Raw genomic sequence first — 21582 nt, forward strand, 5'->3', positions numbered from 1 at the left:
CTGCCTCGCCGGACGCCGTCAAGCAGCCTTCTTCGCGTGCTTCTCGGATGCCCCCGCGCCTGCACTCGCCCCCGCCTCCGCGCTCGCCGGATTGTTCGGATGCGTGGTCCAGTTCGCGTAGTCGCCCGAATCGACACGCTCCATCGTGATGCATTGCTCGACCGGACACACATGCATGCAAAGATTGCACCCGACGCACTCCGAGTCCACCACTTCGAAGTGGCGCACGCCGTCCTTCGTCGCCGTGATCGCCTGGTGCGACGTGTCCTCGCACGCGATATGGCACAGCCCGCACTGGATGCAGCGGTCCTGGTCGATGCGCGCCTTGATGTCGTACTTCAGGTTCAGGTATTTCCAGTCGGTCACGTTCGGCACCGCGCGGCCGCGGATGTCGTCGAGCGTCGCGTAGCCCTTTTCGTCCATCCAGTTCGACAACCCGTCGGCGAGGTCCGACACGATCCGGAATCCGTAATGCATCGCGGCGGTGCACACCTGCACGCTGCCGGCGCCGAGCACCATGAACTCTGCCGCGTCGCGCCATGACGAGATGCCGCCGATGCCCGAGATCGGCAGGTTCGGCGTTTCCGGGTCTCGCGCGATCTCCGCCACCATGTTCAATGCGATCGGCTTGACCGCCGGGCCGCAATAGCCGCCGTGCGTGCCCTTGCCGTCGACCATCGGCATCGGTGCCATATGGTCGAGATCGACCGCGACGATCGAGTTGATCGTGTTGATCAGCGACACGCCGTCCGCACCGCCCTTGTACGCGGCGCGCGACCCCATCCGGATGTCGCTGATGTTCGGCGTGAGCTTCACGAGACACGGCAGCTTCGTGCCTTCCTTCACCCAGCGCGTGACCATCTCCACATATTCGGGGACCTGCCCGACCGCCGCGCCCATCCCGCGCTCGCTCATCCCGTGCGGACAGCCGAAGTTCAGCTCGACCGCGTCGGCGCCCGTATCCTCGACGAGCGGCAGGATCCATTTCCAGTCCCGCTCGTTGCACGGCACCATCAGCGACACGATCAGCGCGCGGTCCGGCCAGTCGCGCTTCACCTGCGCGATCTCTCTCAGGTTCACGTCGAGCGGACGGTCGGTGATCAGCTCGATGTTGTTCAGCCCCGCGATGCGCTGGCCGTTCCACTGCACCGCGCCATAGCGCGAACTGACGTTGACGACGTGCGGATCGAGCCCGAGCGTCTTCCAGACGACACCGCCCCAGCCCGCCTCGAACGCGCGGTTCACGTTGTAGGCCTTGTCGGTCGGCGGCGCGGACGCCAGCCAGAAGGGGTTCGGCGAAGTGATGCCAGCGATGGTGCAGCGAAGGTCGGCCATGGTCGGCTCCGTGAGAGTGGGGTCGTGTTGGTTGTGCTCGTGGTGCGTGACGCGCGTGGTGCGGTCACGCGGCCTTCGCGTCGCGCTGCGCGAGCGTTGCGTCGATCGACGCGGCCGCGCGCTTGCCGTCCTGCACGGCCTGCACCGTGAGGTCGACGCCGCCCGTCGCCGCGCAGTCGCCGCCGGCCCACACGTCGGGCCATGCGGTGCGGCCGTCGGCGTCCACCGCGATGCGGGCGCCGTCCGCCGTCAGCAGCGCGGCGTCGATGGCGTCCGGCACCAGCGTCTGGCCGATCGCCTTCAGCACCATGTCCCCATCGACGGTGAAACGCTCGCCCGATGCCGCCTCGAACTCGACACCCGTCACCTGCCCGTTCTCCCCTGCCATGCGCACCGGCTTCGCATGCGTGACGAGCGTGACGCCGCTCTTCTGCGCGAACTCGCGCTCGGCCCACGTCGCGCTCATCGCATCCACGCCGCGCCGGTACACCATCGTCACGCGCTCGGCGCCGAGCTTGCGGCTCTGCACCGCTGCATCGATGGCCGTATTGCCGCCGCCGATCACGACCACGCGCCGCCCGACCGGCACGTTCTCCAGCGCATCGGCCTGCCGCACCTGCACGATGAAATCGACCGCGTTCATCACGCCGTTCAGTTGCTCGCCATCGATCGCAAGCGCCCGCACGCCGCCGAGCCCAATCGCGAGAAACACCGCGTCGTGCTGCTCGCGCAGCGCGTCGAGCGTGATGTCGCGGCCCAGCGCGACGCCGGTTTGCAACGTGATGCCGCCCACCGACAGCAGCCACTCGACTTCACGCTGCGCGAAATCGTCGACGGTCTTGTATGCGGCGATCCCGTATTCGTTGAGGCCGCCACCCTTCGGGCGCGCGTCGAACAGCGTGACGCGGTGCCCGGCGAGCGCGAGCCGGTGCGCGCACGCGAGCCCGGCCGGCCCCGCGCCGACCACCGCGATCTGGCGGCCCGTGTCCGGCGCGCGCGTGAAGCGCACCGCGCCGGTCTCCATCGCCCAATCCGTTGCATGCCGCTGCAGCGCGCCGATCGCGACGGGCTGCGCATCCTGGTGGTTGCGCACGCACGCGCCTTCGCACAGGATCTCGGTCGGACACACGCGTGCGCACATCCCGCCGAGCGGATTCGCCGACAGGATGTCGGTCGCGGCGCCCTTCAGGTTGCCGTTGCCGATCTTGCGGATGAAGCTCGGGATGTCGATCTGCGTCGGGCAGGCCTGCACGCACGGCGCGTCGTAGCAGTAGTGGCAGCGGCTGGCCGCCGCCGCCGCGGCAGTCGGATCGAGCAGCGGCGCGATGTCGGCGAATTCGCACGAGAGTTGCGTGGACGACAGGCGATGCGCGGCGATATCGCCGGTTGGCTTGGTGGTCATACGCGTTCCTTCGACTGGGTGGAGACAAAGCCGTCCCCGCCGGCTGCGAATGCACAGTCGGGGCGGTCGTTGTTAGGCGTCCTACGGTCAGGCTATCGGGCGTCGAGCAGCCTGCCGGCGGCTACGGTCGCGGCGTCATGAAACCGGCTCGCATGCGCGCGACAGCATCGCGTGCAGCAGCACGTTCGCGCCGGCCTCGATCCAGGCGGGCGTCGCGTCCTCGATCTCGTTGTGGCTGATGCCGTCGACACACGGCACGAACACCATCGACGTCGGTGCGACCTGCGCGAGGTAGCACGCGTCGTGTCCGGCACCGGACACGATGTCGCGATGCGAGAAGCCGAAGCGGTCGGCCGCGCTGCGCACCGCTTCCACACAGGCCGCGTCGAACGCGACCGGCTTGTAATAGAAAATCTGCTCGAGATCGGTCTCGAGCCCGATCTCGCCCGCGATGCGCGCCACGCCGTCGCGCAATGCGGCATCCATCTTCGCGAGCACTGCGTCGTCCGGATGACGGAAATCGACGGTGAAGAACACGCGGCCCGGAATCACGTTGCGCGAGTTCGGGTAGACCTGCATCATGCCGACCGTCGCGCAGCCGAACGGCGCATGATCGAGGCCGATCCGGTTGACGAGATCGACCACGCGCGATGCGCCGAGCAGCGCGTCGCGCCGCCGCGGCATTGGCGTCGGCCCCGCGTGCGCTTCCTGGCCGGTGAACGTGATCTCGTACCAGCGCTGCCCCTGCGCATCGGTTACGACGCCGATCGTCTTGCATTCCGCTTCGAGAATCGGTCCCTGTTCGATATGCAGTTCGAACGCCGCGTGCAGCTTGCGTCCGCCGCACGGCACGTCACCCGCGTAGCCGATGCGCGCCAGCTCCTCGCCGATCGTCTTGCCGTCCACGTCCTTGCGCGACAGTCCGTATTCGAGCGAAAACACCCCCGCGAACACGCCCGACGCTACCATCGCCGGTGCGAAGCGCGAGCCTTCCTCGTTGGTCCAGATCACGACCTCGACCGGATGCTCGGTCTCGATGCCGTGATCGTTGAGACTGCGAATCACCTCGAGGCCGCCGAGCACGCCGTAGATGCCGTCGAAGCGGCCGCCCGTCGGCTGCGAATCCGCGTGCGAGCCCGTGACGACCGGCGCCGCATCGGCCACGCGGCCCGCGCGGCGCATGAACACGTTGCCCATCGTATCGACCGTCACCGTGCAGCCGGCGGCCTTCGCCCAGCCGACGATCAGGTCGCGGCCGGCCTTGTCGAGATCGGTCAGCGCAAGGCGGCACACGCCGCCCTTCGGCGTCGCGCCAATCTTCGCGACTTCCATCAGGCTGTCCCACAACCGCTTGCCGTCGACCTTGATCGACGTGTCGAAAGCTGCCCGCTTCACTGTTTCCGATACCGCGTTCATTCGTATCGCTCCTGTGGGGTCGGTGATGTCGTCAGCCCGGTCTGTGCCGGTGCGTGTCATGCCTGTTTTGGGGCAATGCCGCCCAAGCGCGGTGCATGCCCCGGTCGTTCGCGAAGATCGTCCGACGAATCGGGTTGACAGGTTTCCGCCGCTCGTCGAATCCTGTCCGATTGGACAGGTTTTAGACGATCAAAATCACCAAATCAATCTCTTTCTTGCGTGAATGAATGGAGCGAGAAACGTGCCATCGCAACGCAGCATGGCGACGGATGCACGAGATCAGCACGCGTGCGTTCGATGCGAATCAGCGGCTAGAATGAAGCCCAACGCGGCACGCCCGCCGCGCGAGGGCAACGATGAGACATGACGAGGCGGCAACCGAAGCCACCGACAGCGACGAAACGCCCGCGCCTTTGCGGCGACGCAAGGCGCACATCCGCGAGTCCAACGAAGCGCATCTGCTCGCCTGCGCGGAGGCCGTGTTCGCGGAACGCGGGCTCGACGGTGCAAGCACCGCGATGATCGCGGAGCGCGCCGGCCTGCCGAAAGCCAACCTGCATTACTACTTCCCGACGAAGCTTGCGTTGTACCGCCGCGTGCTCGACGACCTGTTCGAGGACTGGCATCGCGCGGCCGGTTCGTTCGAGGCCGACGACGATCCCGTCGAAGCGATCGGTGCCTACGTGCGCGCGAAGATGGCGCTGTCGCGGCGGCGCCCGCTCGGCTCGAAGGTCTGGGCCAACGAGATCATCCACGGTGCGGAGCACATGCAGGACATCCTGTCGGAACGCGTGAAGCCGTGGTTCGATACGCGCGTGAAGGTCATCGACGGCTGGATCGCGCGCGGGCTGCTCGCGCCGATCGACGCGCATGCGCTGATGTACCTGATCTGGGCAACCACGCAGCACTACGCGGATTTCGATGCACAGGTCCGCGCGCTGAGCGGCAAGCGGACGTTCACGCAGAAGGCGTACGACGAGCAGACCGAACAGGTCGTGCAGCTCGTGCTTCGTGCGTGCGGGGCGGTGTCGCCGCGCGCGAAGGCGTAGCGGGACCACGCGATCCGCCATAAGCAAAACGGGTATCGCACCGGTAATTCCCGTGCGATACCCGTCGTACGCGTCGCCACTTGCCGACTACGCGTGATGTACTGCGTGATGCGTTACACGATGCGCTCGATCGCGATGGCCGTTGCCTCGCCGCCGCCGATACACAGCGATGCGACGCCGCGTTTCATCCGATAGGTTTCGAGCGCGGCCAGCAGCGTCACCATCACGCGCGCACCCGATGCACCGATCGGATGCCCAAGCGCGCACGCGCCGCCATGCACGTTGACCTTCTCGTGCGGCAGGTCGAGATCGCGCATCGCGGCCATCGGCACGACCGCGAACGCTTCGTTGATCTCGAACAGGTCGACGTCGCGCAGGTTCCAGCCGGTTTTCTCCGACAGCTTGCGCAGCGCGCCGATCGGCGCGGTCGCGAACAGGCCCGGCTTGTCCGCGTAGGTCGAATGCCCGACGATCACGGCCTTCGGCGTGAGGCCGAGGCGCTCGGCTTCCGAGCGGCGCATCATCACGAGCGCGGCCGCGCCGTCCGAGATCGACGACGCATTCGCGGCCGTCACCGTGCCGCCATCGCGGAACGCAGCCTTCAGCGTCGGGATCTTGTCGAGCTTCGCCTTGCCCGGCTGTTCGTCGATCGACACGACCGTTTCTGTCTTGCCGGCCTTCACGGTCACCGGCGCAATTTCCGACACGAAATGCCCGTCGGCGATCGCCCGTTGCGCGCGCGTCAGCGATGCGATCGCGAACGCATCCTGCGCCTCGCGCGTGAACTGGTACGCCTGCGCGCAATCCTCGGCGAACGTGCCCATCAGGCGGCCCTTCTCGTACGCGTCCTCGAGCCCGTCGAGGAACATGTGATCGAGCACCTGCCCGTGACCCATGCGCATCCCCGCCCTCGCCTTCGGCAGCAGGTACGGCGCATTCGTCATGCTCTCCATCCCGCCCGCGACGGCCACGCCTGCCGAGCCCGCCAGCAGCAGGTCGTGCGCGAACATCGCGGCCTTCATCCCCGAGCCGCACATCTTGTTGACCGTGGTCGCGCCCGCGGCGAGCGGCAGCCCGGCCTTCAGCGCGGCCTGCCGCGCCGGCGCCTGGCCCTGGCCCGCCGGCAGCACGCAGCCGAACACGATTTCATCGATGCGCTCGGCCGGCACGTTCGCGCGCTCGAGCGCCGCGCGAATCGCCACCGCGCCGAGGTCGCTCGCGCTGGCAGCCGCCAGGTCGCCCTGAAAACCACCCATCGGCGTACGCGCCATTCCAACGATTACGATCGGATCCTGAGTCGTCATGATTCGCTTCCTCCAGTGTCAGCGCGGTGCCATGCGCAACGCGCCATCGAGACGGATGACTTCGCCGTTCAGCATCGTGTTCTCGGCGATGTGGCGCACCAGCGCCGCAAATTCTTCCGGGCGGCCGAGCCGCGGCGGGAACGGCACGCTCTTGCCGAGCGCATCCTGCACGTCCTGCGGCATGCCGGCCATCATCGGCGTCGCGAAGATGCCCGGCGCGACCGTCACCACGCGAATGCCGAACCGCGCGAGCTCGCGCGCGATCGGCAGCGTCATGCCGACCACGCCGCTCTTCGATGCCGCATACGCGGCCTGCCCGATCTGCCCGTCGAACGCCGCGACCGACGCCGTGTTGACGATCACGCCGCGCTCGCCTTCCGCATTGGCGTCCTGCGTCGACATCGCGTTGGCAGCCAGCCGGATCATGTTGAACGTGCCGACCAGATTGATCGACACCGCGCGTGCGAAGCGGTCGAGCGAGTGCGGGCCATCTCGGCCCACCACCTTCTCGCCCGGCGCGACGCCTGCGCAGTTGACGAGCGCGTCGATGCGGCCGAACGCGTCACGCGCGGCGGCAACGGCCGCCTGGCCGTCGGCTTCGCTCGTCACGTCGGTCTTCACGAAGCGTGCAGCCGCGCCAAGCTCGTGCGCGAGGCCCGCACCTGCTTCTTCGTTGACGTCCAGCAGCACGGCCTTGCCGCCTTCCGCGACCACCATGCGCGCCACCGCGGCGCCGAGGCCGGAACCGGCGCCCGTAATCAGAAAAACGCGATCCTTGATATCCATTCGCAGTCCGTACAGGTTGTGTTCAGGGTTGAGCGGCCTTCTCGGCTTCCATCTTGCGCAACACGAAGCGCTGGATCTTGCCGCTCGGGGTTTTCGGCAGCGCGTCGACGAAGTCGATCGCGCGTGGATAGGCGTGAGCGGACAGCCGCCGCTTCACGTGCTGGCTCAATTCCTCGGCCAGCGCCGGCGTGCCGTCATAGTCTTTCGACAGCACGACGAACGCCTTGACGATCTCCGTGCGCTCCGCGTCGGGTACGCCGATGACGGCGGCTTCGCTCACGGCCGGATGCTCGATCAGCGCGCTTTCCACGTCGAACGGGCCGATCCGGTAGCCGGACGACGTGATCACGTCGTCCGCGCGGCCGATGAAGCTCACGGTGCCGTCCGGCTCCAGCTCGACGTTGTCGCCGGTCCGGTAATAGCCGCCCGCGATCGCCGGCGTGTCCTGCCGCCAGTAGCCGTGGAACCACAGTAGCGGCGAGCGTGCGATGTCGATCGCGAGGTTGCCCGGCTCGCCGGGGCCGAGCTCGCGGCTCGCGTCGTCGAGCACCGCGACGCGGTAGCCGGGCATCGCAAAGCCGGCCGAACCGGCGTGGACCACATGCGCGAGGCCATGGTGGTTGTTCACGACCATCCCGAGTTCGGTCTGGCCGTAGTGATCGTAGATCGGCGCGCCGAGCGCCGCGTCGAACCAGCGCACGACTTCCGGATTCAGCGGTTCGCCCGCGCTGCTGACCACGCGCAGCTTGCCCTTCAGACGCGCCGCCGCTTCCGTCCCGGCCGCCATCAGCATCCGGTACGCCGTCGGCGAGCCGGCGAGGCTCGTGATCCCGAGCCGTTCGATCACGTCGTACGTGCTGTCGACCGTGAAACCGCCCTCGTAGAGCGTCGTCGCGTGGCCGAGCAGCAGCGGGCCCGTGATCGCGTAATAGAGGCCGTACGCCCAGCCCGGATCGGCGATGTTCCAGAACCGGTCGCCGGCACGCAGGTCCACCGCCTCGCGCATGTACGCACCGAACGCGAGCAGCGCGCGCAGCGGCACCGGCACGCCCTTCGGCAAACCCGTCGTGCCCGACGTCGACATCATCATGAACAGGTCCGTGCCCTTGCGCAGCACCGGCTCGAACGAGTCGGACTGCGCGTCGAGCGCCGCGCGGAAATCGATGTCGTTTTCGGGCAGTGTCTCGCCCGGCTCGCGCACCGTCGCAACGCGCGGGCAGCCGGCGATCTCGTCGAGCTTCGCGCGATTCGCGACGTTGGTCACGACCAGGCGCGCGTCGCTCATGCGCAGCCGGTGCTCGATCGCTTTCGGGCCGAATGCGGTGAACAGCGGCTGGTAGACGGCGCCCGCGCGCCACGTGCCGAGGATCGTCGCGACGAGTTCCGGCGTGCGCGGCAACAGGCCTGCCACCACGTCGCCCGGCTTCACGCCCTGCGCGACCAGCAGGTTCGCGACGCGCGCCGACAGCGCCTTCATCTGCGCAAACGTGTAGCGGTGGTGCTGCCCGCCGGCGTCGATCCAGTCGAGCGCGATCGCATCCGCCGATGCGTACCGGTCGCAGCATTCCACGCACGCGTTCAGGCCGCGCTCCAGGTCGCCGTGCAGTTGCTGCGCGGCGGTCTCGATACTGAACCGGGCCACGGCGTCGGCGTAGGCCGGCACCGCGCGGGCGGTAGCTCCATCAGACATGCGTGTCTCCTGTGCGTTATGGCCGCCGGCGAGCCAGGGGCGCGACGGGGATAGTTCGATAGTAGACAGCCCGTACATTGCAATCAATGACAAACAGAATCTAGAATCGTGATCGCTTTTGCCATGTTGGGAGGATGCAGGAAAATGGGGCCGCAGATGATTTCGCCGGATTTCGTCGACGACGCGCTCGCGTGCCTGCGCCGGCAAGGCCTTCCGACGGAAGCCGTGCTGCGTGCCGCCGGCCTGCCGGCCGTCGTACGCGAGCCCGTCACGCCGCAGCAGTACGGCCGGCTGTGGCTCGCGATCGCCGGTGCGCTCGACGACGAATTCTTCGGGCTCGCCGCGCGCCCGATGCGGCGCGGCAGCTTCACGCTGCTGTGCCATGCGGTGCTGCACGCCGGCACGCTCGACAAGGCGCTGCGGCGCGCGCTGCAGTTCCTGCGCGTGGTGCTGGACGAGCCGCATGGCGAGCTCGTCGTGGCCGATGGACAGGCGCAGATCGTGCTGACACAGACGGGCGCGCCCTATCCGGCGTTCGCGTACCGGACGTTCTGGCTGATCCTGCTCGGTGTCGCGTGCTGGCTGATCGGCCGGCGCATCCCGCTGCAGCGCATCGACTTCGCGTGCCCGAGCCCCGACCAGCGCAGCGACTATCACCAGTTCTTCGGCGTGCCCGTGCATTTCGACCGGCCCGACAGCCGGCTTGCGTTCAATGCCGCGTACCTCGCGCTGCCGACGATCCGCTCCGAGCAGGCACTGAAGACCTTCCTGCGCGGCGCGCCCGGCAACCTGCTGGTCCGCTACCGGCACGATACGGGCTGGGTCGCGAAGACGCGCGCGCAGCTGAAGACGCTGCCGGCCGCGGAGTGGCCCGACTTCGATACGCTGGCCGTGCGCCTCGGCACGACGCCCGCGACGCTGCGACGGCGTCTGCGCAGCGAAGGGCAAAGCTTCGCGGCAATCAAGGACGAGCTGCGCGGTGCGTTGGCCCAGTCGCTGCTGCGCGGGCATGCGCTCAGTGTCGCGGAGATCGCGGCCGAGCTCGGGTTCACCGAGCCGAGCGCGTTTCATCGCGCATTCCGGAAATGGACGGGCACGAGCCCGGGTGCGTTCCGGCGGGACGTGCATGCGGCGGAGGAGCCGGGGGTGGCGAGCGGATGATGCGGCGGGCTGTCTTCAACACTGCATGCCCGGCCGGCACGGAAACGCTCACGCGACGCCCTGCAACGGCCGCGAGAACAGCTTGCACCCCGCGTAGTAGACGAGCGACGTCAGCGACAAACCGACGATCCACGACACGTCCGCGCCGCCGAGCCGGCTCGCCAGCTCTCCCGTATAGAGATCGGTCGCCATGAACGGCGCCTGCGCGACGATACCGATGAAATACGAGCCAACGGCGATCGTATTGAAGCGTCCGTAGATGCCGCCGTCCTGCCGGAAGAACGAATCTACGTCGTACTCGCCGTGACAGACGAGGTAGTAGTCGACGAGGTTGATCGCGGTCCACGGAACGAGCACGTACAGCAGCAGCAGGATGAAGTTCGTGTAGCCGGCGAGGAAATTGTCCTGCCCGAACAGCGCGATCGCGAGCGCGATGCCGCACAGGACGATCGCGGTAATCGCCCGCGCACGCGCCTTGCCCGACCACGACGGGAAGAGCGTCTGCAGCACGGTGATGGCCGACAGCGCACCGCAATACAGTTCCATCGCATTGCTGGCCGCGATGCCGAACGACAGCACGACGATCACGAGCACGCTGATCCCTTGCGTGAGGCCCGTGAGGCCGCTCACGACATTGCCGTCGGGCGTCGCGAGCCCCACCAGGCAACCGAGCAGCATCGGGAAGAACGAGCCGAGCACGCAGCCCCAGTAACTCGACCAGAACGCCGTGCGCGGCCCGGTATCGGGCGGCAGGTAGCGCGAATAGTCCGACACGTAAGGCGCATAGGCGATCTGCCACAGCGCGGCGACCGACATCGCGCCCAGGAAGCCCGACAGGTTCAGCGAATGCTTCGAGAATGTATCGGCGGGCAATCCGTGCACGAAGATGATCCACACGAACGCCAGCACGAGCACGCTGCCCGAGCACCAGCTCAAAAGCCGCGCATACGCGTGGATCAGCTTGTAGCCGTAGATCGATCCGAGCAGGCTGATCAGGCCGATCACCACGACGCCCGCATCGAGCGGAATGCCGGTGCTCAGGCTGTGCAGCGCCTGCCCGCCGAACACGCAGTTCGATGCGAAGAAGCCCACATACATCACGACGACCAGCCCGACCACGAGCAGCGCGCCGAACGACCCGAACTGCCCGCGGGTCTGGATCATCTGCGGCACGCCGAGCTGCGGCCCCTGCGCGGAATGCAGCGCCATGAAGACCGCGCCGATCAGGCTGCCGACGAGCGTGGCGAGCGCCGCCCACCAGAACGGCTGCTTGAACACCGTGGTCGCGAGCGATCCGGTGACGATCGTCAGCATCATGATGTTCGACCCGAACCAGATCGTGAACAGGTCCTTCGCGCTGCCGTGCCGCTCGGTGAGCGGAATCGGCTGGATGGTGCTTTCCTCGAGATGAGCAATGGACTCGCCCTGACTCATTTCGTCTCCTTGTTTCTGTTGTGATGTTCGTGGATTCGGGGATTGAAGGGTGACCAGGAATACGTGGCTGGCTCAAAGCGTGCGCGCTTCGATCCGCCGACTATACCATTTGCATTCCTTATCAATAAGCAGCCGGCGGAACATCGCTTTATTGCGACCATCGCCCACGATACCCGGTCTTCGCTCTGCCGGATTGCCACTCCGGTGGCCGCGCGCAGTCGACTCGTCTCCGAACCGGATCCTGTGGTTTGGCGCGCTTGCGCCCGACGCTCATCGGACGAAAGCGCGCCGCTCACCTCGTCAGCAGTCGATCCCGAGCACTTCACGCGCGGTGGCATCCACGGCCTTGCGCATCGTGTCGACCAGTTCATCGATTTGCGCATGATCGATCACCAGCGGCGGTGCAACGATCAGTCGGCCGTTCGTCGAACGCACGATCGCGCCGAGTTCGAACCCGACGGTCCGGCTGTGCCAGGTCAGGTCGGCCTCGTTCGCAAAGCGCTCGCGCGTCGCCTTGTTCTTCGCGAACTGGATCGCGCCGACCGCGCCCACGCCCTGGATTTCGCCGACGAGCGGATGGTTACCGAACGCATCGCGCAGCGCCTTCTGCAGGTACGGCCCGGTATCCGTCTTCGTCCGCTCGACGAGGCCTTCGCGCTCGAGCACGTCGAGGTTGGCCAGTGCGACGGCGGCCGCGACCGGGTGCCCCGAATAGGTCAGCCCGTGCGCGTAGACGCCCCCCTTGTCGACCAGCGCATCGCCGACGCGCCGGCTCATGATCAGCCCGCCCATCGGCACGTAGCCCGAGGTCAGCCCCTTGGCCATGCAGATCAGGTCCGGTTCGAAGCCGAAGTGACGGTGCGCGAACCACTCGCCGGTGCGGCCGAAGCCGCCGATCACCTCGTCCGCGCAGAGCAGCACGTCATACTGACGGCAGATGCGCTCGATCTCCTGCCAGTAGCCGTCCGGCGGAAAAATCATCCCGCCCGCGCCCTGGAACGGCTCCGCGACGAACGCGGCCACGCGGTCCGCACCGATCTCCAGGATCTTGCGCTCGAGCGACAGCGCCGCCTGCTTGCCGAATGCCTCGGGGCTCAGGTCACCGCCGTTCGCGTACCAGTACGGTTCGTCCACGTGCGTGATGTTCGGAATCGGCAGGTCGCCCATTTCATGCATGAACGCCATGCCACCCAGCGACGCGCTCCCCACCGTCGAGCCGTGATAGCCGTTCACGCGGCCGATCAGTACCTTCTTCTGCGGCTTGCCTATCACGTCCCAGAACCGCCGCACGGTGCGAATCAGCACTTCATTCGATTCGGATCCCGAATTGGTATACACCACGTGACTGAAGCGATTGCCGAGCAACGCGAACAGCCGCTCCGACAGTTCGATCACCGATGGGTGCGTCGTATGAAAGAACATGTTGTAGTAGGACAGTTCCTTCATCTGCCGCGCGGCGGCGTCGACCAGCTCCGGCCGCCCATAGCCGACGTTCGTGCACCACAGCCCGGACATGCCGTCCAGGTAGCGGTTGCCGTCGTTGTCCCATAGATGGACACCTTCGCCGCGCACCATCACGCGCGCGCCTTCCTCGTTCAGCGCCTTCTGGTCGACGAATGCGTGCAGGTGATGCGCGGCGTCGCTGCGTTGATAGTCTTGCGTCGTACGATGCGGAAAGTTGGGCGCATTCATGGGCGAGTCTCCGGTTCGTTTTGTGGATAAAAAGCGTTGTCGTGTTGCGCGGCGCAACCGCGTGCGGCCTGCCGCGTCGAATCAGTAACTGATCCAGGTCGTCTTGAGGCCCGTGTACTTGTCGATCGCATGCAGCGAAAGATCGCGGCCGAAGCCCGACTGGCGGAACCCGCCGAACGGCGTCTGCGCGCTCAGCGCATCGACCGTGTTGACGGACACCGTGCCGGCACGCAGCCGCCCCGATACACGGTGCGCACGCGACAGGCTGCCGGTCCAGAGCGACGCGGCCAGCCCATAGATCGAGTCGTTCGCGAGCCGGACGGCCTCGTCCTCGGTGTCGAACGCCATCACCGACAGCACCGGCCCGAAGATCTCCTCGCGTGCGATGGCGTCGTCGTGCTTCACGTCGATGAAGATCGTCGGCTCGATGAAGTAGCCCTTGCCGTCGACGCGCGGCGCGCCTCCACCGATCGCGAGCGTCGCGCTATCGCGGCCGCGTGCGATCCACTCGCGCACGCGCCGATGCTGCTGCTCGTCGACGATGGCGCCCATCCCGCTCGCCGGATCGAGCGGATCACCCGGCATGAACGCGGCGGCATGCGCAACCAGCCGGTCAACGAATGCATCGTGAATCGAACGCTGGACCAGCAGCCGCGAGTTGGCGGAACACACCTCGCCCTGGTTGAAGAAAATGCCGAAGCACGCCTTGCGTGCGGCCAGGTCGAGATCGTCCGTATCGTCGAAGACCAGGTTCGGGCTCTTGCCGCCGCACTCGAGCCACACCTGCTTCATGTTCGACTGCGCGGCGTACTCGAGGAATTTCTTGCCGACGGCCGTTGATCCCGTGAAGGCGAACACGTCCACGTCGGGATGCAGCCCGAGCGCACGCCCCGCCGTCTCGCCGTAGCCCGGCACGACGTTCAGCACGCCCGGCGGCAGGCCGGCCTCGAGCGCCAGTTCCGCGAGACGCAATGCCGACAGCGGCGATTGTTCCGCCGGCTTCAGCACGACGCTGTTGCCGGCCGCCAGCGCCGGCGCGACCTTCCACGCGACCATGTCGAGCGGAAAATTCCACGGCACCACGGCGCCCACCACGCCCAACGGTTCGCGCGTGACGACCGCGAGGTTGCCGGGGTCCGTCGACGCGACTTCGCCATGCAGTTTGTCGACGGCTTCGCCGTACCAGCTGAACAGGCCGCCCGCGGCCGGCACGTCGATGCTGAACGCGTCCGCCACGCGCTTGCCCATGTTGAGCGAGTCGAGCAGCGCGAGCTCCGCACCGTGCGATGCGATGAGTTCGCCAAGCCGGCAAAGCACGCGCTTGCGCTCTGCCGGTGCGCAACGTGACCAGACGCCGGATTCGAACGCGTGACGCGCGGCACGCACTGCGTCGTCGACGTCCGGTGCATCGCACGACGCGACTTCCGCAATGACGGCCTCCGTCGCCGGATTGATCGCGGCGAACGTCCGGCCGCTTCGGGCCGGCACGCCGCGGCCGCCGATATGCGCGAGCGTTCTCGGGACCACTTGCACCGCGAGACGTCTCCAGTCCGCGTGCTGACGATTTTCTGCTGAAGTTGGGTTCATTCAAGACTCCGTTTTGACGACCAGGCGTTTATGCGTTGTTCTCCACCTGAACTCGACCCGACGAAAGACCCAGCGGGCACGGCCGATGCCCATGACCGCCGCGCATCGCCGCAGTCGTCCGGTTGGCAAACTGTCGGTCATCAAAATGAGATTCGAAAGAACAGTTTTTCTTCTCATTGAAGAGGTTATTTCTATTCATTCCGCGGTCGTGCAGTGGGTTTTCCTGCCGCGTCGCAATCCCGGTGCCGTTTGTTTTGCGTGTGATCGCATCGGCTTTCCGATGAGAGTCGACGTGTCATCCGCGACGACACCTGGCCGGTACGCCATTGCGCCCCGGCCCGTCCGACCACATACTGGTCGGCCTGCGCGAACGAGGGTGCATCGATGATGAGTGTCGATCAGGGCGCCGCTTCGATCTTTGGCGTGATCGGAACGGCCGTGTCCTTGCTGGCGGCGATTCCGTATGCGCTCGCAATCTACCGGCGCACGGTTCGTCCGCATCTGTTCACATGGCTCGTGTGGTCGGTCGTCACGGCGATCGCGGCTGCCGGCCAGTTCGTCGCGGGTGCCGGGCCGTCCGCGTGGTGCACGGCAGCCATTGCCGTTACCTGCTTTCTGACGCTGGTGGCGAGCATCTTTCGCGGCGAACGCGGCTGGACACGCATCGACTGGCTTTTCCTGGTCGCGGCCCTGTCGGCCATTCCGCTGTGGATGCTGACCGACGACCCGACGATCTCGATCTGTCTGGTCACACTGATCGAGCTGGCCGGCCTCGGCCCGACCGTCCGCAAGACGATCCGCGATCCGTGGAGCGAGAGCCTCGCGTATTTCGGGCTGTGCGTGTTCAAGTACGCGCTGGCGTTGCTGGCGTTGAGCACGTGGAGCGTCGCGGTCGCGTTCTATCCGGCCGTCAACGTCATCGCGTCGATCGGCGTCTGCGTGGTGATGCTCGTTCGGCGTCAATCGCTATCGAACGCACGGTAGACGGTATCCTTCGGTGCGGTATCTTCGTTGCTGCTGTTGCTCGCCGCTAGGAGCTGAACCACAAACCTTCAGAGACGATGCGAGGCCCTGAAATGGATGCAATCCGTACAGCCATCGAACCCAGCGAAGCCGCGCTTCGTGTCGCGATGCTGGCCAACGATGTCGCAGCGCTCGATGCGTTGCTGGACGACGACCTGGTGTTCACCGTTCCGACCGGACAGGTCATCTCGAAGGAGGACGACCTGGCGACCCATCGCGCGAAGCTGCTGCGCCTCGACAGACTCGATGTGCAGGAAACGCGCGCATGCGCGATCGACGAGATGATCCTGACCACGACGAAGGCGATACTCACCGGCCATTTCGACGGCACGGCGTTCGACGGCACGTTTGCCTATACTCGGCTCTGGCGCCGATCATCCTCCGGCTGGCGCGTCGTCGCCGGGCATGCATCGCAGGTCGCGTAGCCGCGTCGAGCGCGACGTTCCTTCGACTCGGCAAGCCCCGCGAATCCGGCGTTGAGTCGAGGCGAGCCGGGCGACACCCCGACGAAGGCGTCGACCATCACGGGAGACGAGATGCACCAAGCATTCACCGTACGCGCTGCCCGTACCGCGGACGCGGACGCACTCACGCGACTGGCTCGCATTTCGAAGGCACACTGGGGCTATCCGCAGGACTGGCTCGACTTGTGGCAGAGCGATCTCACGATTGCGCCGGAGACGATCGACGGGTCGATCGGATACGTTGCGGAATCCGGCGAAGCAATCATCGGGTTCTGGGTGAGGGCGTCATCGGAATCGGATCGCCCGACGCCCGGATGGCTGTTCGTCCATCCCGACCACATGGGCCGCGGTATCGCCCGGGCACTGTGGCAAGAGGTCCGCAGGGAAAGCGCCGCGAGAGGGATCAGAAGCTTCGTGATCGAAGCGGACCCCAATGCGCTTCCGTTCTATCTGGCGCTCGGCGCTGAAAAAATCGGCGAAAAGGAATCGCGCGTCGTCCCGGGCAGGTTCTTCCCGATCTTGAGGATCACGATCTGATTGCAACGTCCGTCGGCACCGCCGCCGGACGCACCCGTATCGCCCCTTCTCAGGCTGACTGCAACGTCATCGCACGGCGGTCCTCGAGCTTGAACTCGCCGACCGTCTGCGCGAGCCTCGCGGCCTGCTCGCGCAGCAACGTCGCGGCCGCCGCGGACTGCTCGACGAGCGCCGCGTTCTGCTGCGTCGCATTGTCGAGATGCGACACCGCCTGATTCACCTGCTCGAGCCCCGTGCTCTGCTCCTTGGCAGCGACGGTAATTTCCGCAATCACGCTCGTGATGCTGCGCACGCCCTCGACGATTTCGTTCATCGTCGTACCTGCCGTCTGGACGAGTCCCGAGCCCCCCTCGATCTTCTCGACCGACGAGTGAATCAACTGCTTGATTTCCTTGGCGGCCTGCGCGCTGCGCTGCGCGAGCGCACGCACCTCGCCCGCGACGACCGCGAAGCCCCGGCCGTGCTCGTTCGCACGTGCGGCCTCGACGGCAGCGTTCAACGCGAGAATGTTGGTCTGGAACGCGATGCCGTCGATCACGCCGACGATGTTGGCGATCTCGCTCGACGCCTGCGTGATCTCGTTCATCGTCGAGACGACCTCGCTGACGACCGTGCCGCCGCGCACCGCGACGTCCGACGCCGATTCCGCCAGACGGCTCACCTGGCTCGCGGCATCGGCGGAATTGCGGGCCGTGCCGGCGATTTCCTCGAGCGCGGCGGCGGTTTCCTGCAAGCTCGATGCTGCGTGTTCGGTCCGGCCGGACAGGTCCTGGTTGCCCTGCGCGATCTCGGCGCTCGCGAGGTTGACGGATTCGCTGAACTCGCGAATCTGCAGCAGGATCGTACTGATCTTTTCGGCGAACAGGTTGAACGCATGCGCGATCTGCGCGGCTTCGTCCGCGCCGTCGGCAGGCAGGCGTTTCGTCAGGTCGCCGCTGCCGGTCGACACATCCGTCAGCGCGTCGCGCACCAGCAGGATGCGCTTGAAAGCCGCGTTCGTCATCGCACCGACGAGCGCGGCCGCGATCACGGCAACGATCAGGATCGCCGCCAGCGTCGTCGTCGCGACCGCGCGCATGCCGGCCGTCACGTCCGCCTTGTCGAGCGCGAGCACGAGGGACCAATCGGTACCGGCGATCGGCTGGGCCCGCACCAGCTTGGTGGCGCCGTCGATGTCGACCGCGACGGGCTCGGACGCGGTTTGCAGCGCGCCGAGGTGGTCGGCGTCGAGTGCCGGCGAAAGACCGGTTGCCGGCTTCATGATCAGGTCGGTCTTGGCCGACGCGATCACGCGTCCGCTCTTGTCCACCAGAAATGCGAAGCTCGCGGGTGTCGGGTGTACCGAGGTCACGATCGAGCTCACGCTCTCCATGAACAGGCTGGCGGCCAGCACCCCCTTCACGGTGCCGTCGCGCACCACGGGTACCGCGAACGCAACAGCGGGCTTGCCGGTCGTTGCATCACGGTAGAGTGCCGTCACGACCAGGCTGCCGGCGCTGACGGCCTGCTTGTACCACGGACGTGCGGTCGGGTCGTAGCCAGGCGCGAGCGGCACGTTCGAGAACGCGGTCTTGTCCGGCAGGCCGAGCGTCAGCACCTCGAAGCCGCCCGACTTGCCAAGCAACTTCAGCGCCGGCAGCGGGTCGCCCTCGCCGATCGCGATCGTGTCTGCAAGGGCCTGGGTTTCCCGGCCTCTGCTGGCCACCCATTCATTGATCGCCAGCGCGTGCCCGGCGAGGATCGACTTGTGATTCTGGTCGATTGCCTCGTCGTTGTGTTGCTTGACGACGTAATAGACCAGGCCGCCTGTGACGGCCAGCGCCGTTACCACGATGGCGACGCAGGTCGCGAGTATCCGTGCACGAATCGAGGACAACATGATGACTTCGATCTCCGTTACCGCGTTATATGAATGGGGTCGCCAAAAACAGGCAACGTCCTGTTTAACGACCGCGGTTGCGGGAACTTAAGGCCTGACTGGCCAGACCAGTGTGAGCAACGGATCGGCAGAACCGTGGAGTCGAAGACGGACATGCCGATCCGGCAAGATCGGATACCGCGGGGACTGACTGGGGCTCGTAGAGGGGAGCCCTGATGAACTGGCAACGCTCGTCCGGATACCCGGAAGGTTGCCATGTTCCGGTTCGCCGAAGGGTTGAAGGTCCATCTGCATCGCGATCCGGTCGACTTCCGCATGGGCGGCGGCGCGAAGACATCGCGTTCAGCATGTTGAAGCCGACAGACGGGATCAGGTATTGCCCCCTCCGGCACGCGTGTTTGACGAGCCGCCGACGATATGTGCACTCCCGGCTTAGCCGGCGATAAAGGGTATTACCGCAAGGCCGACGCGTTCAGCAGCAGATTTCTTTGCTCTCGCCACAATATTCGCGCGCCTGAAACGTCTTCAAGCGCATGGAATCGCCACCCACTTCGCACACGATGACCGACCCAGACCGCGACATCACAGCGACAGTGATGCGTGAACGATCGAGGCTAGTGAATTTCATCCGGCGTCGGATTCGCGACCCGGACGATGCCGAGGACATCCTGCAGGATGTGTTTCACGAATTCGTACAGGCGTATCGACTTCCTGCGCCAATCGAGCAGGCAAGCGCGTGGCTTTTCCGTGCCGCGCGCAATCGCATCGTTGACCGTTTTCGCAAAAAGAAGGAGCAGCCGCTGACCGATCTGTCCGAGGTCGACGATGACGCAAACGGTGAGTATCGCCTGGACCTTGCGCTACCGGCGCATGATGCGGGCCCCGAAGCACGCTACGCGCGCTCGCTGGTGCTCAAGGCCTTGCAGGATGCGCTCGACGAGTTGCCGACGAATCAGCGTGAGGTATTTATCGCACACGAGCTGGAAGGTCAGTCCTTCAAGGAAATGGCCGCGCATAGCGGTGTCGCGCTCAATACGCTGCTCGCTCGCAAACGCTATGCGGTCCTGCATCTGCGTGCCCGACTGCAGCCCATTTATGAAGAACTGGATAACACCTAGAGGAATCGACAGATGAATTTCCGAATCAGATGTGCAGGCAAGGCGCTTCTCGTGTTGATCGCGATAGGCGTGCTCGGATGGGTCGTCATGATGTTATGGAACTGGGTGATTCCGGCGCTATTCGTCGGCGCCCGTACGATCGACTTCGCCCATGCGCTGGGCCTGCTCGTGTTGAGCCGCATCCTGTTTGGTGGATTCCGTGGACATCACGGCTGGCGCGGTCGACGCCACTGGCGCAAGTGGGAGTCCATGACCCCCGAGGAACGCGAACATTTCCGGACCGCGTGGCGATCCGGCAGCAACCGGCCCACGGGAGAGTGAACGTGCGCGAAAAATCAACGGGCGACTGCAAACAGAAGCCGGGTGTGATTGCGCCGGTCGTCGATCTGAAACGTTGCGAAGGCAAAGGGGATTGTGTTGCCGTTTGCCCCGAGAACGTGTTCGAGATCCGGCGCATCGACAAAGTCGATTACCTCGGCCTTGATCTGATTCATCGCCTGAAGCAGCGCGTGCATGGAATGAAGGTCGCCTATACGCCGAATGCGTACGCGTGCCGGTCATGCGGACTGTGTGTGACGGCGTGCCCCGAACGCGCAATCACGCTCGCCCGAACGGCATAGCAACATCCATGTATCGCCGATATCGAGCGACAGCGCAAAAGCCCTGGCGGGAGAGGCTGTCGTTGGATACATCGTCGATCGGATCAATCGCGTCAAGGAACGCACATGACTTCACCCACCATTGCCCTTCTGCAGCGGCTCCACGAAGAGAGCCGGACCGAAATCGTCGCCCGCGCCCGTGCGCAGTTCCAGGGATCAAACGAGGATTTTCTGTCGTTAGCCGAGGAATACGAAGCGATCGCTCCCCGTCTGCGAGGGCGGTTTCTCGAAACGTTCGGGCTGTCCAGCGACGACTTCGATTCCCCCGAAGGCAGTCCGCTATCGTTGGCCGTGTCGCCGGAAACGGGCGGATTCTTGCGCAACATGGTGCTCTCGCAACGACCGGCCAGAATCCTTGAACTCGGCAGTTCATGCGGCGTATCCACGCTGTATTTCGCCGAGGCGTTACGCACGCTGGGCCGTGGCGTGGTCGTCGCGACCGAATGCGATGCGCTCAAGTTCACACGCTTGCGCGATCACGTCGGGACGGCGGGCCTGGACGCCTATGTCGACATGCGGGAGGGCGACGTATTCGAGACCGTCGCCGAACTGGACGGCACTTTCGACATGGTGTTCATCGATGTATGGGCCGACGCCTACCTGAAACTGTTCAGGCAGATCGAGCGCCTGCTGCGCCCGGGATCGGTCGTACTGGCCGACAACATGTACACGGCAGAGGACGCCGTTCGACCGTACAAGCACTACCTCGATAACGACCCACGGTTTTCGAGCATGACCCTGGACTTTGAATCGGGAGTCGAATTTACGGTCGTCGTTTCTTGAGTGGGGAGTCCGGCAAAGCGTTTCTTCCACGGGATCTCGGGATAAAGAACACCCGTCGCCATCCCGGACCTCCGTGCATTTCTGCCGCGCAAATGCAAAAACCCCCGCCTTTCGAGCGGGGGTTTTTGGCTTAGGGAGCCTGACGATTACCTACTTTCACACGGGAATCCGCACTATCATCGGCGTAGAGTCGTTTCACGGTCCTGTTCGGGATGGGAAGGGGTGGGACCGACTCGCTATGGTCATCAGGCAAAGAGGGTTGT

19 protein-coding genes and 1 rRNA gene are annotated in these 21582 nt (G+C 65.7%); 9 read left to right on the forward strand and 11 right to left on the reverse strand.

Annotated features, from left to right (window positions below; genetic code table 11):
- Positions 1 to 18 precede the first annotated feature (18 nt).
- The 3 genes from preA to F3J15_RS11205 all read right to left on the reverse strand — a co-directional run bounded on the left by preA (position 19) and on the right by F3J15_RS11205 (position 4153).
- Complete coding sequence (gene preA, locus F3J15_RS11195) at positions 19 to 1335, reverse strand: NAD-dependent dihydropyrimidine dehydrogenase subunit PreA (RefSeq protein WP_166890781.1); 1317 nt, start codon at positions 1333 to 1335, stop codon at positions 19 to 21.
- Between the two features lie 64 nt (positions 1336 to 1399).
- Entirely contained in the window at positions 1400 to 2737 is a 1338-nt protein-coding gene (locus tag F3J15_RS11200) for an NAD(P)-dependent oxidoreductase (protein WP_166890784.1), read from the reverse strand.
- Positions 2738 to 2872: 135 nt separating this feature from the next.
- Entirely contained in the window at positions 2873 to 4153 is a 1281-nt protein-coding gene (locus tag F3J15_RS11205) for a Zn-dependent hydrolase (RefSeq protein WP_166890787.1), read from the reverse strand.
- Between the two features lie 356 nt (positions 4154 to 4509).
- Here F3J15_RS11205 and F3J15_RS11210 point away from each other — a divergent pair, with 356 nt between their 5' ends.
- Entirely contained in the window at positions 4510 to 5202 is a 693-nt protein-coding gene (locus tag F3J15_RS11210) for a TetR/AcrR family transcriptional regulator (RefSeq protein ID WP_166890790.1), read from the forward strand.
- 113 nt (positions 5203 to 5315) lie between these two features.
- Here the strand turns inward: F3J15_RS11210 and F3J15_RS11215 are convergent, their stop codons facing one another.
- Genes F3J15_RS11215 through F3J15_RS11225 form a run of 3 tightly spaced genes read right to left on the reverse strand, consistent with a single transcriptional unit; the run spans position 5316 to position 8982 of the window.
- Positions 5316 to 6506, reverse strand: a complete 1191-nt coding sequence (locus F3J15_RS11215) for an acetyl-CoA C-acyltransferase (RefSeq protein ID WP_166890793.1) — start codon at positions 6504 to 6506, stop codon at positions 5316 to 5318.
- A gap of 18 nt (positions 6507 to 6524) precedes the next feature.
- The gene (locus F3J15_RS11220; RefSeq protein ID WP_166890796.1) at positions 6525 to 7292 is read right to left on the reverse strand and encodes a 3-hydroxyacyl-CoA dehydrogenase; all 768 of its coding nucleotides are present in this window, start codon (positions 7290 to 7292) and stop codon (positions 6525 to 6527) included.
- 22 nt (positions 7293 to 7314) lie between these two features.
- The gene (locus F3J15_RS11225) at positions 7315 to 8982 is read right to left on the reverse strand and encodes an acyl-CoA synthetase (protein WP_166890799.1); all 1668 of its coding nucleotides are present in this window, start codon (positions 8980 to 8982) and stop codon (positions 7315 to 7317) included.
- 144 nt (positions 8983 to 9126) lie between these two features.
- Here F3J15_RS11225 and F3J15_RS11230 point away from each other — a divergent pair, with 144 nt between their 5' ends.
- Positions 9127 to 10143, forward strand: coding sequence for an AraC family transcriptional regulator (locus F3J15_RS11230; protein ID WP_166890802.1), 1017 nt, complete (start codon positions 9127 to 9129; stop codon positions 10141 to 10143).
- Between the two features lie 48 nt (positions 10144 to 10191).
- Here the strand turns inward: F3J15_RS11230 and F3J15_RS11235 are convergent, their stop codons facing one another.
- The 3 genes from F3J15_RS11235 to F3J15_RS11245 all read right to left on the reverse strand — a co-directional run bounded on the left by F3J15_RS11235 (position 10192) and on the right by F3J15_RS11245 (position 14856).
- Positions 10192 to 11577 (reverse strand): cytosine permease, encoded by a 1386-nt coding sequence (locus F3J15_RS11235; protein ID WP_166890806.1) that lies wholly within the window; start codon positions 11575 to 11577, stop codon positions 10192 to 10194.
- Positions 11578 to 11877: 300 nt separating this feature from the next.
- Entirely contained in the window at positions 11878 to 13269 is a 1392-nt protein-coding gene (locus F3J15_RS11240) for an aspartate aminotransferase family protein (RefSeq protein WP_166890808.1), read from the reverse strand.
- Between the two features lie 81 nt (positions 13270 to 13350).
- On the reverse strand, positions 13351 to 14856 hold the full coding sequence (locus F3J15_RS11245; RefSeq protein ID WP_166890811.1) for an aldehyde dehydrogenase: 1506 nt from the start codon (positions 14854 to 14856) through the stop codon (positions 13351 to 13353).
- 384 nt (positions 14857 to 15240) lie between these two features.
- On the opposite strand from F3J15_RS11245, the gene F3J15_RS11250 reads away from it, so the two are divergent.
- The 3 genes from F3J15_RS11250 (at position 15241) to F3J15_RS11260 (ending at position 16880) form a co-directional block, all read left to right on the forward strand.
- Complete coding sequence (locus F3J15_RS11250) at positions 15241 to 15840, forward strand: hypothetical protein (RefSeq protein ID WP_166890814.1); 600 nt, start codon at positions 15241 to 15243, stop codon at positions 15838 to 15840.
- Positions 15841 to 15932: 92 nt separating this feature from the next.
- Positions 15933 to 16304, forward strand: a complete 372-nt coding sequence (locus tag F3J15_RS11255; RefSeq protein WP_166890817.1) for a nuclear transport factor 2 family protein — start codon at positions 15933 to 15935, stop codon at positions 16302 to 16304.
- A 111-nt stretch (positions 16305 to 16415) separates the two neighbouring features.
- The gene (locus F3J15_RS11260; RefSeq protein WP_166890820.1) at positions 16416 to 16880 is read left to right on the forward strand and encodes a GNAT family N-acetyltransferase; all 465 of its coding nucleotides are present in this window, start codon (positions 16416 to 16418) and stop codon (positions 16878 to 16880) included.
- Positions 16881 to 16929: 49 nt separating this feature from the next.
- On the opposite strand, the gene F3J15_RS11265 is transcribed toward F3J15_RS11260, so the two are convergent.
- Positions 16930 to 18759 (reverse strand): methyl-accepting chemotaxis protein, encoded by a 1830-nt coding sequence (locus tag F3J15_RS11265; protein ID WP_069249949.1) that lies wholly within the window; start codon positions 18757 to 18759, stop codon positions 16930 to 16932.
- A 533-nt stretch (positions 18760 to 19292) separates the two neighbouring features.
- On the opposite strand from F3J15_RS11265, the gene F3J15_RS11270 reads away from it, so the two are divergent.
- The 4 genes from F3J15_RS11270 (at position 19293) to F3J15_RS11285 (ending at position 21319) form a co-directional block, all read left to right on the forward strand.
- Positions 19293 to 19877 (forward strand): sigma-70 family RNA polymerase sigma factor, encoded by a 585-nt coding sequence (locus F3J15_RS11270; RefSeq protein WP_166890823.1) that lies wholly within the window; start codon positions 19293 to 19295, stop codon positions 19875 to 19877.
- Between the two features lie 12 nt (positions 19878 to 19889).
- Complete coding sequence (locus tag F3J15_RS11275; RefSeq protein ID WP_039343153.1) at positions 19890 to 20198, forward strand: hypothetical protein; 309 nt, start codon at positions 19890 to 19892, stop codon at positions 20196 to 20198.
- A gap of 2 nt (positions 20199 to 20200) precedes the next feature.
- Positions 20201 to 20497 (forward strand): 4Fe-4S dicluster domain-containing protein, encoded by a 297-nt coding sequence (locus F3J15_RS11280; protein ID WP_166890826.1) that lies wholly within the window; start codon positions 20201 to 20203, stop codon positions 20495 to 20497.
- Between the two features lie 105 nt (positions 20498 to 20602).
- Complete coding sequence (locus F3J15_RS11285) at positions 20603 to 21319, forward strand: class I SAM-dependent methyltransferase (protein ID WP_166890829.1); 717 nt, start codon at positions 20603 to 20605, stop codon at positions 21317 to 21319.
- 137 nt (positions 21320 to 21456) lie between these two features.
- Here the strand turns inward: F3J15_RS11285 and rrf are convergent.
- Positions 21457 to 21569, reverse strand: a 5S ribosomal RNA gene (gene rrf / locus F3J15_RS11290).
- Positions 21570 to 21582: the final 13 nt, after the last annotated feature.

The sequence above is a fragment of the Burkholderia sp. Ap-955 genome (assembly GCF_011753045.1).
In the GTDB taxonomy this organism is placed as follows: Bacteria; Pseudomonadota; Gammaproteobacteria; order Burkholderiales; family Burkholderiaceae; genus Burkholderia; species Burkholderia lata_D.

What these genes read in the sequence shown, in the direction of transcription:
- F3J15_RS11240 (WP_166890808.1), bottom strand. Translation starts at nt 13,269, where the DNA reads ATGAATGCGCCCAACTTTCCGCATCGTACGACGCAAGACTATCAACGC.
- F3J15_RS11230 (WP_166890802.1), top strand. Translation starts at nt 9,127, where the DNA reads ATGGGGCCGCAGATGATTTCGCCGGATTTCGTCGACGACGCGCTCGCG.
- F3J15_RS11285 (WP_166890829.1), top strand. Translation starts at nt 20,603, where the DNA reads ATGACTTCACCCACCATTGCCCTTCTGCAGCGGCTCCACGAAGAGAGC.
- F3J15_RS11220 (WP_166890796.1), bottom strand. Translation starts at nt 7,292, where the DNA reads ATGGATATCAAGGATCGCGTTTTTCTGATTACGGGCGCCGGTTCCGGC.
- preA (WP_166890781.1), bottom strand. Translation starts at nt 1,335, where the DNA reads ATGGCCGACCTTCGCTGCACCATCGCTGGCATCACTTCGCCGAACCCC.
- F3J15_RS11215 (WP_166890793.1), bottom strand. Translation starts at nt 6,506, where the DNA reads ATGACGACTCAGGATCCGATCGTAATCGTTGGAATGGCGCGTACGCCG.
- F3J15_RS11270 (WP_166890823.1), top strand. Translation starts at nt 19,293, where the DNA reads ATGGAATCGCCACCCACTTCGCACACGATGACCGACCCAGACCGCGAC.
- F3J15_RS11245 (WP_166890811.1), bottom strand. Translation starts at nt 14,856, where the DNA reads ATGAACCCAACTTCAGCAGAAAATCGTCAGCACGCGGACTGGAGACGT.
- F3J15_RS11250 (WP_166890814.1), top strand. Translation starts at nt 15,241, where the DNA reads ATGATGAGTGTCGATCAGGGCGCCGCTTCGATCTTTGGCGTGATCGGA.
- F3J15_RS11265 (WP_069249949.1), bottom strand. Translation starts at nt 18,759, where the DNA reads ATGTTGTCCTCGATTCGTGCACGGATACTCGCGACCTGCGTCGCCATC.
- F3J15_RS11210 (WP_166890790.1), top strand. Translation starts at nt 4,510, where the DNA reads ATGAGACATGACGAGGCGGCAACCGAAGCCACCGACAGCGACGAAACG.
- F3J15_RS11260 (WP_166890820.1), top strand. Translation starts at nt 16,416, where the DNA reads ATGCACCAAGCATTCACCGTACGCGCTGCCCGTACCGCGGACGCGGAC.
- F3J15_RS11205 (WP_166890787.1), bottom strand. Translation starts at nt 4,153, where the DNA reads ATGAACGCGGTATCGGAAACAGTGAAGCGGGCAGCTTTCGACACGTCG.
- F3J15_RS11225 (WP_166890799.1), bottom strand. Translation starts at nt 8,982, where the DNA reads ATGTCTGATGGAGCTACCGCCCGCGCGGTGCCGGCCTACGCCGACGCC.
- F3J15_RS11235 (WP_166890806.1), bottom strand. Translation starts at nt 11,577, where the DNA reads ATGAGTCAGGGCGAGTCCATTGCTCATCTCGAGGAAAGCACCATCCAG.
- F3J15_RS11255 (WP_166890817.1), top strand. Translation starts at nt 15,933, where the DNA reads ATGGATGCAATCCGTACAGCCATCGAACCCAGCGAAGCCGCGCTTCGT.
- F3J15_RS11200 (WP_166890784.1), bottom strand. Translation starts at nt 2,737, where the DNA reads ATGACCACCAAGCCAACCGGCGATATCGCCGCGCATCGCCTGTCGTCC.
- F3J15_RS11275 (WP_039343153.1), top strand. Translation starts at nt 19,890, where the DNA reads ATGAATTTCCGAATCAGATGTGCAGGCAAGGCGCTTCTCGTGTTGATC.